Genomic DNA, 13,130 nt, shown 5'->3' on the forward strand with positions numbered 1-13,130 from the left:
ACATACGTTATGACACGCAAGATACTTACATTATTTCTTATAATGCTTGCAGCCACCATCTCAGCTGTGGCTGCCGTACACTCTGTCAAGGATATACCCAACGTACACCTGGCCGATGCGCGGCGCTATGTGTCGGACCCCGACGGACTCCTGTCGCCGGCCATGCGCGACAGCCTCGACGCGGCCATAAGACGCGTGTGGGAGACATCGTCGGCCGAACTTGCCGTAGTGGTGGTAGACCGCATCGAGGGTGGCGATATCGACAGTTTCGCCACAGAGCTGTTTACCGACTGGGGCATCGGCAAGGAGGACAACGACAACGGTGTGCTCTATCTCGTGGCCATGGGCGACCGGAAAGCGGTGATACGCACCGGCTACGGGGCCGAAGGTGTGGTGCCTGACATAATAGCCGGCCGCATCATTCGCAGCTCCAACCAATATTTCAAGGGTGGCGACACCGACCGTGGAGTGGCCGACGCTGTAGGCAATCTGAGCTACCTGCTTACCACACCGGGAGCTACCGAAGAGCTGATGTCGAAATATGCCAACGACCGCCGTCGCGACCGGGAGGAAACCATCGACCTATTCGGAATATGGGTAAAGATAAGTATGTTTATCACAGCCCTGATGCTGGTATTCTTCGTAATAACACTCATGTCGACGCGCCGCCAGAACCGCTACCAGCGCTATCTCAGGCTACAGCAGCTGCAACTGCCGGCACTCATCATCGCCTTCGCCACCATCGGCATGGGGCTTGTGGTATTTGTTCCGCTCATGATAATCATGCGCCGACTGCGCACAGCCTCACGCAAATGTCCCAACTGCTCGACAAAGATGAAGCGGCTCGACGAGAAGTCAGACAACGCATACCTCACACCCGCGCAGGACACCGAAGAGCGCATCGACTCTGTAGACTACGACGTATGGCTATGTCCCAACTGCGGAGAGACCGACATCCTCCCATATGTCAACCACTCGAGAAACTATACACCATGTCCCAACTGCGGGGCACGCGCATGCACCCTCGTGGCCGACCGTATAGTCAAGAACCCGACTACAAGAGAAGAAGGCTGGGGACAGAAGATATACAACTGCCGCAACTGCCACAAGGACAACGCCCGCAACTATACGATACCAAAGGCGGCTACTCCGGTAGTAATCGTCCCCCCGATTGGCGGACGCGGCGGCGGATTCGGAGGAGGCGGCTTCGGCGGTGGCTCGTTTGGCGGAGGCTCTACCGGTGGCGGCGGTGCATCAGGCGGCTGGTAATCCCCTCAATCAAAATCCATAAGCAAACACCGGAAATCATGACTGAACTTACTGTCGAAGTAAACGGATTGCGACTCTACGCTCACCATGGCGTAGGAGAGCAGGAACGCAAGGTAGGCAACTGCTTTGAAGTGACCGCACATCTGCGCTACCCCGCCGACGGCGCAATCGCCGACGACCGCCTCGAGGATACCCTCAACTATGCCGAAGTCGTGGCTGTGGTGCGCGAGGTGATGGCTGTACCGTCGCAGCTTCTCGAGCATGTGGCCGGAAGGCTACGCACGGCTCTGACCTCACGCTTCCCGCTCATTGCCGGGGGCATGATACGCGTGGCCAAACTTGTGCCACCCTTTGCCGCCGATCTCGACTCGGTAGCGGTAACGCTCCGATGGTGAACAGCACCCACCTGTAGCGCAACCATCCACCGACACAACATACACATTATATATATTATATGGCTATCCCGGTCTGCATTCTGCAAGCCGGGATAGCCATATAATAAGCGCGGGTGTCTGTACGCAATCTGCTACAGACACCCGTGTGGTTTCAATCACGCTTCAGCGGGGGGAATCACTCCAGTCAGAGCATGCCAAGAGCAGCCTCGTAGTCGGGCTCGTTGGTAATCTCATCGACAAGCTCGCGGTAGATTACCTTACGGTCGGCATCAATGATAATGACGGCGCGGGCAAGCAATCCCTTTAGAGGACCGTCAACAAGCTCTACACCATATTCACGCGCAAACTCCGGAGAGCGGAACGCCGATGCCGGAACTACATCCTTCAGCCCCTCGAGTGTACAGAAACGTCCTGCGGCAAAAGGCAGGTCGACCGACACGCAAAGGACTACGGCATCCTTCTTTCCGGCGGCTTTCTCATTGAAACGGCGCACCGATGTGGCGCATACCGGAGTATCCAGACTCGGGAAGATATTCAACACAATCTTCTTGCCGGAGAAGTCAGAAAGACCGACCTCCTTTAGTTCAGGGGTCACAAGCGAGAAATCGGGAGCGGTGTCGCCCACTGAGGGCAGATTTCCATAAGTGTGGCATTCATTGCCTTTGAAATATACGGTTTCCATTTCGACAGAATTTTTTTTATTTCACAACAGCGGCCTCAGCATCAGGTGACAAGCTGAACTCATCTCCCTTAATGCAGCATCGCCGCTTTCTGAATAACATCGGACACAAGCGAATTGTTGTAGCCGACCACCACATCGGCCACCACGCCGTCGCTCCCAACCAGTATCACTACGGGAAATGTGGCTGTGCCGCAGTCGCGGGCCAGTGCTTTTGCCGACACAAGGGTGGTCTCCCCCATCCGGGCAGCCGGCAATAGGCAGTCGACAGCGTCGCGGTCGTTGCTCACCGAGGCCCAAAGGATATCGGCGTTGTAGGGCAGCTGCATGACCGCGCTTCTCACACCCTCGATTGTAGCCCGGGCAAACGACGATTCAGGCTCGAAGAGCACTATCAAAGTCGGCTGACGAAAGCCTTGGGTGCGACCCAGATATGTATACCGTTCGCCGGAAAGAGTAGGCAGAGCGAATCTCGGCAGAGGCTGTCCGGGCAGATTCACTATGGCAAAAGTATTTTCGCGGTACTTCTCGAAGATATCCGGATACATCCCTGCGAGCAGGCTGTCGCTCAGCGGCGCACATGCCAGAGGCGCCGACGGGGGTGTGTATGTAGCCACGATGGTCTGTTCGGCCAGAGCGCCGGGATTATTGTCGGTGGTGATGCTTACAGGCATGGCGCTCTCACGGTCGAAGATGTAAAGCGCCTCCCTCGACACCGCGCCGTTTACCTCCAGCCGTGCGCCAAGGGCCATAGCCCCGCGTCCACCGACTATCGTGTCGGGGTTGAAGTGCCATATGTAGTCGGTCGGCGATGCCGTTATCGCCTCTATCTCGTCGGCGATAAACTGAGGGAGCAGTTCGGCAAATTGTGTGCGCCTCTGCACCCCGGGCGTGCGACCCGACGGTAGAAAAGGCATAGGGTCTGACAGAAAATGTCGCTCTACCATGCGCTCGCCGCGGAATGTAAACAGATTTCCACTGAAATATGCCGAGAATCCGTCGGTGGCGGCACTGTTTTCCGACCCCGGCACCGACCACCGTATCAGATAGTCGCACGGGGCCAGAGTGTCGGCGGGAGATACGGTGGAATACAGGTCGACATGATACGACACATCGTCCTGAAGCGACATAAGCACCTTGAAATCGACAGTCGCGTTGTAGCATTCCGCTCCGCGCAGGCGCGAAATAAGGTCATCTACCCCTTGTGACGACATCGCGCACAAGGGGCAGATAAGCACTACGGCTAACAATAAGCGTAGATTACCTCTCATAGATAAATGTGTGAAACGTTGTTATATAAGAACCGCCACACCACACATTTTGTTCACTGACGCCCGGCCCACCGCCAACATTCTGTCGCAGAAGGCCGTGTGGCTGTCAGACTGAGATTATACGTTGAATCGGAAATGCATTATGTCGCCATCCTGCACTACATATTCCTTACCCTCGATACCGAGCTTGCCGGCCTCGCGCACGCCGGTCTCGCCTCCGAGGGCCACATAGTCGTCATACTTTATTACCTCGGCGCGGATAAATCCCTTCTCGAAGTCGGTATGGATGATACCGGCACACTTGGGCGCCTTGGAGCCACGCATGAATGTCCAGGCGCGCACCTCGTCGGGTCCGGCGGTAAAGTAGGTCTGAAGGTCGAGCAGCGCGTAGGCCGAACGTATCAGTCGGCTCACACCCGACTCCTCAAGCCCGATTTCGGCAAGAAACTCCTGGCGTTCCTCCCATGTGTCGAGTTCGGCGATATCAGCCTCGGTCTGGGCGGCCACAATCAGTATCTGGGCGTTCTCACCCTTCACGGCCTCGCGCACAGCCTCGACATAGGCGTTGCCGGTGGCTGCCGAGCCGTCGTCGACATTACATACATAGAGCACCGGCTTGTTGGTGAGCAGGAACAGTTCGCGGGCAAATTTCTGCTCATCCTGTCCGTCGAAGCTCACCGAGCGTGCAGGCAGTCCCTGGTCGAGCGCCTCCTTATAGCGCAGGAGCACATCGAGCTGCATCTTGGCCACCTTGTCTCCGCCGGTCTGAGCCTGCTTCTGAGTCTTGGCGATACGGCTCTCTACAGTCTCGAGGTCCTTGAGCTGGAGCTCGTAGTCGATAATCTCCTTGTCGCGCACAGGGTCTACCGAGCCGTCGACATGGGTGATATTATCGTCGTCGAAGCAGCGGAGCACATGGATTATGGCATCGGTCTCGCGGATATTGGCCAGGAACTTGTTGCCAAGGCCCTCGCCCTTGGAGGCACCCTTCACCAGACCGGCAATATCTACAATCTCTACTGTGGCTGGCACCACACTCTTGGGCTGACACATCTCCACGAGCTTGGTAAGGCGGTCGTCGGGCACGGTGATTACGCCCACATTCGGCTCGATAGTGCAGAATGGGAAGTTGGCCGACTGAGCCTTAGCGTTTGACAGACAGTTGAAAAGGGTCGATTTGCCCACGTTGGGCAGACCGACTATGCCGCATTGCAATGCCATGATAGTTCTGTTTTAATTATGTAAGTAGCTTATATGATTCAAAAAGATTGCGGTATGCACATCGCCACAAGGTATGATTGCAGCCGTATAATATGCTTGCAATCTCCTCAAAAGCAAAGTGATATTTCCATGGCAAAGTTAGTAAAAATCCCCCACTCCGCGAAATCCCGCCAGAGGCCATAAGCCAACAGGAACGGGCTTCGTGATGTTTAGTCGCCGGGCTACGCCAGGCAGGCCCGTGGGGATGGACTCCGACCTGTGGCTGCGCACCGCTAACGCGGAGCTTACCACAGGCTAACGTTGTAGACGCCCCCAAAGGGGCTATGCGCTAACGCGTGGAGTTGCCGGCACAACCAATGCGATGGTGGTGTATGTGGTGCGCCAATGTGATGGATTGCGCCAATGTGATGGATTGCGCCGGGGTATGTGGTGTGCCAATGCGATGAGCTGTATGTGGCTGCATTGGCAACTCCACGCGTTAGCGCATAGCCCCTTTGGGGGCGTCCACAACGTTAGCCCCACCCAAGAGCCGCATTAGCGGTTCGTCGGGTGGGGTTTGGCACACACAACGGCATGCCTGGCGTAGCCCGGCGACTAAACATCTCTACCACCCCAACACCATAACCACAACGACAAATAAATCTCACGTCCGTAACAAAAATGCTTCACCTACTCATCACGGCCCATACATGCAACACGCCCGTAAATGCTCCGGCGATGGACGCGCCAATATGATGGATTGCATTGGTGTATTTTGAGGCGCCAATATGATGGGGTGCGCCGAGGTATGAGGATGCGCCGGCAACTCCCGCGTTAGCGCATAGCCCCTTTGGGGGCGTCTACAACGTTAGCCCCACCCAAGAGCCGCATTAGCGGTTCGTCGGGTGGGGTTTGGCACACACAACGACATGCCCGGCGTAGCCCGGCGACTAAACATCTCTACCACCCCAACACCATAACCACAACGACAAATAAATCTCACGTCCGTAACAAAAATGCTTCACCTACTCATCACGGCCCATACATGCAACATGCCCATAAATGCCACGGCGATGGACGCGCCAATATGATGGATTGCATCGGTGTATTTTGAGGCGCCAATATGATGGGGTGCGCCGAGGTATGTGGATGCGCCGGCAACTCCACGCGTTAGCGCATAGCCCCTTTGGGGGCGTCTACAACGTTAGCCCCACCCAAGAGCCGCATTAGCGGTTCGCAGGGTGGGGTTTGGCACACACATCGACATGCCTGGCGTAGCCCGGCGACTAAACATCACGTCCGGCCTCTCATGAAAATATACATTCTCCAAACTCGCGAACGCCCCCACATACCACGAAAATCACCGAAAATAAAAAAGCAAACCTCATACTTATAATTTTTAATCATTTTTAACTTGGGGAGGGGTAATTTTCACACTTCGTTTAATATATTTGCAAATAATTATCACATTCCGATTTATTTTTCCACCAATCAAAGATTATTCCATGAAAAAGTCTTTACTCGCCGTCGTGCTGATGGTAATGGCCGCAATCCATGCCTATGCATTTACCGTCGACGGGCTAAACTACTCAGCGTCAGGTACGGTAGCCACGCTGACAGGCGCTACGAGCAAGTCAATAACAAAACTCACCATTCCCGCAACCGTAACCTACGGAGGAAAGACATATACCGTAGACCATATCAGCGGCAATGCTTTTCACAACTACACCTCGCTCCGTGAACTCGTAATCGAGGACAGCGACACCCGCATCGCGTCCGACCAATATATCGACAGCCATGGATGGAGCATATTAGGACATCCATTTGAAGGCTGTCCTCTCGAAAAGGTATATGTAGGCCGCAACCTCGCCGAACGCATCGGCAACGGAAACTATCGTGGCGACATCACTCCAATATCCTCTACTGCCGAAAGCATGGACCTGACTATAGCCGGAAAATCAACATTCATCATGAGCGGAGGTCTGTCGGGCAATTTATCATTCAATGGCAAGAATATCAGCAACCTGACTATCGGAGGAAACGTAGTCAATATCTACAAGGCCGCCTTCAAAAACTGCACCCTGCTGAAAAAAGTAACCTTCCTCCCCGGCTCGGAGCTCCTTGACATGAGCCGGGATGAAATTTTCGACAACTGCCCCATCGATACTCTCGAAATACACCGCAATCTCCAGACAAATTCCTATTCCACCGACCGTCGAATCAACACGGTAATATTTGCGTCGGATTTAAACCTGTTCGGATTTCAGATGCAATCTTTTGCCACAAAATTAACAAATCTGATTTTCGAGGATACCGACGAACCGGTTGAGGTTAAAGGCAGTGTTCTGTATGATACCAGCATTGACTCGGTATACTTCGGCAGATATATATCAGGAGTAACATCCGACATACGATATAACACATCATTCCGGCATGTGGAATTCGGCCCGAAAATAACAACCATCGAGGAATATTTTGCAACCACGATGTCCACTTTGGAATCGGTCAAATTTTCCGGCAATGTCACTCACATTAAAAACAAGGCATTCCTTCAGACCGCGCTCAAAGAGATTGAATTGCCCGGCACATTGGTTGAAATCGGCCAATACGCTTTCAGAGAATGCAAAAATCTTAAAAAGATAACACTGCCAAAACGACTTGAAAATATCGGTGAAGGGGCATTTTATCTAACGGCAATAGAAGCTGTCTCACTCCCCGCAAGTCTGAAAACAATCGGAGGAACTGTATTCGGAGGATGCTCGGAATTAAAGAACGTAATAATTGAGGATTCCGACGAACCGCTTGAATTTAATGGCAATGTACTATATGACACCAATCTCGACTCAATTTATATCGGTCGATATATCTCAGGAAGTACCGATGGTATACGATACTATACATCATTCCGGCATGCGGAATTCGGCCCGAAAATAACGACCATCGAGGAGTATTTTGCAACCACGATGTCCACTTTGGAATCGGTCAAATTTTCCGGCAATGTCACTCACATTAAAAACAAGGCATTCCTTCAGACCGCGCTCAAAGAGATTGAATTGCCCGGCACATTGGTTGAAATCGGTCAATCCGCTTTCAGCGAATGTCCTCTGGCAAATATAAAGTGTGCAGGCACTACTCCGCCAGTATGCGCTGATAAAGATGTATTCTCAGCCAAGGCCTACGATAACACTGTCGTTACCGTACCCCCGGGAAGCAAAAAGACATACCGCAACACCGAGGTGTGGAAACTCTTCAAGAATCTACAGTCGGAAGGCGGAGGATTTAAGGTGACGGTAACATACGACAATTCGCTCGGAAAAGTGACGCTCAACGAAAGCACCGCCACATCGATAACCGTAGATGAGGACGAGCCACTCACGGTAGCCATCACTCCTTCCGAGGGCTATAAGATAGCCGCCCTGACGGTAAACGGAGCCGACATGCTGGCATCGCTCGCCGACAACCGTCTTGTCTACGAATCCATCGACGCCAACCTCGACATCAATGTCGAGTTCAGCCTGATGACATTTGCCGTAACCCTGCCACAGTCGCTCGCCGGAGGACGCATCGTAATAAACGGCGCTGACGAGGCTCCCGCAACTGTCGACTACGGGTCGCGCCTTGAAATAACTCCTGTGGCCGACCGCGGACACGAACTGTCATCGCTCGCGGTCAACGGCACCGACATATCCTCATCGCTCGACGAAAACGGCAGTTATGTGATAGAGCGCGTCACCACGGATATAACCATCGAGGCCGCATTCAGCCCGATTGTCTACACCGTAAAAGCGGTCAACGCGACACCCTACGGCACCGTTACCCTCAACGGCGAGCCCGGCGACTGCCGCATTGAGTTCGGCAAGCCGCTTGTGGTCGGCGTCACCCCGCGCGACGAGGGCTGCTACCTTGTGTCGCTCGCAGTCGACGGCGTCGACGTGACCGACCGTGTGGTCGACGGCGCCTACACGATAGAGAGCGTTGAGGGCGACATGACCGTAGAGGCCGCATTCGCCATCCATACCTACACTGTAAGTTTCAGCTTCGACCCGGCCATGGGCTCAATCGTGCCCGACATGCCTGCCGACGCTCAGTCGGTGACTGTCGAACATGGCACTACACTATCCCTCGCCATAATCCCCGCCGAGGGCTATGAGACAGCCGCAGTGACTCTCGACGGACGCGATGTGACCGACCGCGTGGCCTCTGACGGCACACTCACGATAGAGAATATCACAGCCGACCACAGCGTTGAGGCCACATTTGAGGTGAAACGCGTAATCCTGACCGTGCTCGGCCTTGAGGGCGGACGCCTGGCCATGCGCTACGACTATGCCACCGAAGTGACTCTCCTCATCGAGCCGGAGGAGGGGTGGACATTCCACTCGCTCACCGTAGGCGACGATACCGTGACCGAACTCGACAGCGACAATTCGTATACCACCCGTCCGCTTACCGACCACACCGATGTAAGCGTGGTATTCCGCCGGGGCGCGGAGAGCGGAATCGGCGCGGTTGACACCGACAGCGACAACATCACGGTATACGCCCGCAGCCGCACCGTGACCATCGAGGGCGCACGCGATGGAGAGCCGGTGGAAATCTACGACGCATCGGGCATTGCCGTATACCGAGGCTCTGACCATGTGATAAATCTCAACCGCCAGGGCGTACACATCGTGTGCGTAGCCGGCCAGACATTCAAGGTAATGCTGCGGTAATCCACGTCTCGCGTAGAGAAACACACCATCAATAAAAAATCCCGCCTGTACAAGTCCCCTATGATTGGAGCCCGTGCAGGCGGGAATTTTATTGCTCCGATGTTTAGTCGCCGGGCTACGCCAGGCATGACTGTGGGGATGGACACCGACCTGTGGCTGCGCACCGCTAACGCGGAGCTTACCACAGGCTAACGTTGTAGACGCCCCCAAAGGGGCTATGCGCTAACGCGGGGAGTTGCCAATGCAACCACCAAATACCCCGGTGCATGTGGATGCGACAATGTGACGGGTTGCGCCGAGGTATGTGGTGTGCCAATGTGATGAGCTGTATGTGGCTGCATTGGCAACTCCACGCGTTAGCGCATAGCCCCTTTGGGGGCGTCTACAACGTTAGCCCCACCCAAGAGCCGCATTAGCGGTTCGCAGGGTGGGGTTTAGCCAATACACATCGACATGCCCGGCGTAGCCCGGCGACTAAACATCTCTACCACCCCAACACCATAACCACAACGACAAATAAATCTCACGTCCGTAACAAAAATGCTTCACCTACTCATCCCGGCTCATACATGCAACACGCCCGTAAATGCTACGGCGATGGATACACCAATTAATGGGTTGCACCGGGGTATTTGGATGCGCCAATATGATGGAATATGCCAATGCGATGAGCTGTATGTGGCTGCATTGGCAACTCCACGCGTTAGCGCATAGCCCCTTTGGGGGCGTCTACAACGTTAGCCCCACCCAAGAGCCGCATTAGCGGTTCGCAGGGTGGGGTTTAGCCAATACACAACGACATGCCCGGCGTAGCCCGGCGACTAATCGCCCATATCGGTGAGATACATGGCTACCGAATCATGTGCGGCACTGAATCCGCAGCTCTCATAGAATCCTGTGCCATGCGTATAGGCGATAAGCACAATCTTCAGGTAATCGCTGTATCTCTCCTTGGCCATCTCAACGAGGCGCCGTCCGATGCCGCAATGCTGATACTCCGGGTCGACAAGCAGATAATGTATGTACGCGGTCATCACACCATCGTCCATAGCACACAGCATACCGACGAGGCGGTTGCCGTCCCAGGCCGAAAGTACGGTCTCGTATCTCTGCATAGCCTGCACAAGACGGTCGGGGTAGCGGCCTGACGACCATTCGACCGACAGGAACAGCCGCTCCAGTTCATCGCGGCCAAAAGTCTTAATCTCTTTATACTCTATATTACTTTTCATATCCATACTGTGTTTTTTCAAGGGCACAATGTCCCAAGATATTGTATCGCAATTCTATTGCCGACGGCTATTCGTCGCACTCCGAGGCAACGTAATGGTGATGGGCCGAGCACTCATGTATCGAATGGTCGACTATGATATGTCGGTTGGCCATCCCTGCTATGGCCGACATCTCGTGACTGACAAGAACTATGGTCGTATCTCCTGCCAGACGGCCGATTATATCGTAGAGCTGATGCTCAAACCGCTTGTCGATATAGCTCAGCGGCTCATCAAGCACCAGCAGCTCGGGGGCGGATATCATGGCACGTCCGAGCAACGTACGCTGAAGCTGTCCTCCCGACAGCTCGCCGATAGCAGCATCGGCACGCTCGCCAAGGCCCATCAGTGCAATGGTATCGTCGACACGGCGCATGCGGAAGGCCTTGTCGGTCTTTACTCCGAGCAGACCCGAGGCTATCACCTCGCGCACCGTGATGGGAAAGCGCGAGTCGACCATATTCTTCTGAGGCAGATATCCTATAGGCAGGCGTTTCACCTCGCGTCCGCTGTCGTCGCGGTATATGACACTCCCGGCGGTTGGGGGCATTAGCTTGAGCATCAGCCGCAGCAGGGAAGTCTTTCCACCGCCGTTAGGCCCGGTTATGGCCATGAAATCGCCACGTCGGACACTAAGGTCAACGTCGTTCAACACCACCCGCCGGTCGTAGCACAGCGAGGCGCCGCACAGTTCGATTATCGTACTATTCATTGTGAGTCAGAAGCCATAGCATTGGCAATATTCAGCATTTCACCTTTCCAGTCATAGGCAAGAGGATTGATTTCCACTACCCGGGCGCCAATCTGCGCATTGACGGTCTGAGCCTGTCGCGAGTCGGCATCCTTCTGGAAGAACATCACCCTGGCACTGTCGCGGCGCGCTGTCTCCACGGCCCGGCTTATATCATCGACCGACATCTCCTTACCCTCGGGGCTGAGCGCTATCTGTCTGAGCCCGTAGTCGCGGGCGAAATAGCTGAGCGACGGGTGCCACACGACAAACGACGCTCCCCGGCACGGGCGCAGTATCGAGTCGAGCGCCATGTCGAGCGAGTCGAGCGACTGAAGCAACGCCTTGAACCGCCGCGAATAGTACCCCTTGTTGGACGGGTCGATATCGACCATAGCGTCATACATATTGGAGGCTATCTTCCTGACATTGCGCACGGAGGTCCATGTGTGAGGGTCAATCTCGGCAGCCACCTCAGCCTCAGCTCCTTCGCGCGCATGAGTGCCTGTTATCAGCGCCACGCCCTCCGAGGTGTCGTAAAGCCTCAGCCCGGGATTGTTGTTGTGAATCTTGTTGATGATAGCACTCTCAAACGGGATATTACCCACACGCATGTAGGCCTTAGACATCTCCAGATTGAGCAGATGTGCCATGCTGGGATCATAGCTCTCGGGATTGGCTCCGCTGCCGAGCAGACACTTTACGTCCCACTTGTCGCCGACTATCTGCTCAAGTATATATTTTTGCGGCTGTATGCTGACCGTCACCGCAGGTTTCTGCTCCTGGTGTCCGATACAGCCCGGCAACAATGCTACAGAAATCAGCAGCGCTGACACAAGGAGTATGCCGGCGGCTTTACGGTAGTGAATCTTGGCCATTATTATATTTTTTTGCAAATTTAATAAATCCGTGGCAACCATCCGTCACACTCTTGCCTTGTATACACGCGAATAAAGGAAATCGCGCGCGCGCTCAAGATCAAGGTCGCCCGAAGTCATAAGCACCATCGGCAGCGGATTGAGGCCCGACGCATAAGGGGGCTGCATGTACTCAAACGAGTAGCGTGGCTCAAGCCCGTGGCGACGGTAAAAGTCGATACGGCGCCCGGCCATCGGTCCCGATTCGGGAAGCTCGACCTCAAGCAGAAGAGGCTTGTGTGATTCTTCCCTCAGGCGCTCGATTACCGCTCCTCCGATGCCGTTGCCACGCATATGGTCGAGGGTGGCGAAATGCTCTATATACAGAAATTCGCCCGAGTCCCATGTCGTAACGAAACCGGCGATACTCCCGTCGGCATATATGACACGGAAATCGAAAGCAGGCTCGCCTCCGTCAATAAGGGAAAAAAGATTATAGCACGGACGCCTCTCGTCGGCCGGAAAGGCCAGCAGATAAAGCGACAAAATGGAGATAGGCATGCTCTCATGAGAGATAATTTTACAAAAATCAAGTTTCATATGCGTAATCCGGACTTAACCAATGGTAGCTTTTTACGATTGTTTTACAAATTTAGCGGAACTTTATGAAAGTTTCATTATTTATATGTAATTTTGCTTTTTGAAAAAGGAAGCGTGTTTCATTCTGACTTTTTCATATCTCA

10 protein-coding genes are annotated in these 13,130 nt (G+C 54.2%); 3 read left to right on the forward strand and 7 right to left on the reverse strand.

The annotated features are described in order from the left end of the window. Window positions 1-9: 9 nt before the first annotated feature. Both K2I50_RS04845 and folB read left to right on the forward strand, forming a co-directional pair. Complete coding sequence (locus tag K2I50_RS04845; RefSeq protein WP_301025092.1) at window positions 10-1,269, forward strand: TPM domain-containing protein; 1,260 nt, start codon at window positions 10-12, stop codon at window positions 1,267-1,269. A gap of 38 nt (window positions 1,270-1,307) precedes the next feature. Further along, window positions 1,308-1,664 (forward strand): dihydroneopterin aldolase, encoded by a 357-nt coding sequence (folB, locus tag K2I50_RS04850; RefSeq protein WP_301025093.1) that lies wholly within the window; start codon window positions 1,308-1,310, stop codon window positions 1,662-1,664. A gap of 184 nt (window positions 1,665-1,848) precedes the next feature. Here the strand turns inward: folB and tpx are convergent, their stop codons facing one another. From tpx to ychF, 3 genes are all read right to left on the reverse strand, one after another. Then, window positions 1,849-2,346 carry a thiol peroxidase gene (gene tpx / locus K2I50_RS04855; protein WP_301025094.1) on the reverse strand — a complete coding sequence of 166 codons (498 nt, stop codon included), beginning with the start codon at window positions 2,344-2,346 and terminating at the stop codon, window positions 1,849-1,851. A gap of 68 nt (window positions 2,347-2,414) precedes the next feature. Next, the gene (locus K2I50_RS04860) at window positions 2,415-3,557 is read right to left on the reverse strand and encodes a hypothetical protein (protein ID WP_301025095.1); all 1,143 of its coding nucleotides are present in this window, start codon (window positions 3,555-3,557) and stop codon (window positions 2,415-2,417) included. Window positions 3,558-3,731: 174 nt separating this feature from the next. Further along, window positions 3,732-4,835: a redox-regulated ATPase YchF gene (gene ychF, locus K2I50_RS04865; RefSeq protein ID WP_068961398.1), complete on the reverse strand. Its 1,104-nt coding sequence runs from the start codon at window positions 4,833-4,835 to the stop codon at window positions 3,732-3,734. A 1,484-nt stretch (window positions 4,836-6,319) separates the two neighbouring features. Here ychF and K2I50_RS04870 point away from each other — a divergent pair. Continuing rightward, window positions 6,320-9,529, forward strand: coding sequence for a leucine-rich repeat domain-containing protein (locus K2I50_RS04870; protein ID WP_301025096.1), 3,210 nt, complete (start codon window positions 6,320-6,322; stop codon window positions 9,527-9,529). Between the two features lie 821 nt (window positions 9,530-10,350). Here the strand turns inward: K2I50_RS04870 and K2I50_RS04875 are convergent. From K2I50_RS04875 to K2I50_RS04890, 4 genes are all read right to left on the reverse strand, one after another. Then, window positions 10,351-10,761, reverse strand: a complete 411-nt coding sequence (locus K2I50_RS04875) for a GNAT family N-acetyltransferase (protein ID WP_301025097.1) — start codon at window positions 10,759-10,761, stop codon at window positions 10,351-10,353. 67 nt (window positions 10,762-10,828) lie between these two features. Continuing rightward, the gene (locus K2I50_RS04880; protein ID WP_301025098.1) at window positions 10,829-11,512 is read right to left on the reverse strand and encodes a metal ABC transporter ATP-binding protein; all 684 of its coding nucleotides are present in this window, start codon (window positions 11,510-11,512) and stop codon (window positions 10,829-10,831) included. Further along, a complete protein-coding gene (locus K2I50_RS04885) occupies window positions 11,509-12,408 on the reverse strand; it encodes a metal ABC transporter solute-binding protein, Zn/Mn family (RefSeq protein WP_301025099.1) in 900 nt (299 codons plus the stop codon). Before K2I50_RS04885 ends, K2I50_RS04880 begins: the two co-directional genes overlap by 4 nt. Before the next feature lie 45 nt (window positions 12,409-12,453). Continuing rightward, on the reverse strand, window positions 12,454-12,948 hold the full coding sequence (locus K2I50_RS04890; protein WP_301025100.1) for a GNAT family N-acetyltransferase: 495 nt from the start codon (window positions 12,946-12,948) through the stop codon (window positions 12,454-12,456). Window positions 12,949-13,130 lie beyond the last annotated feature (182 nt).

It is taken from the genome of Muribaculum sp., from assembly GCF_029051885.1.
Lineage (GTDB): Bacteria > Bacteroidota > Bacteroidia > Bacteroidales > Muribaculaceae > Muribaculum.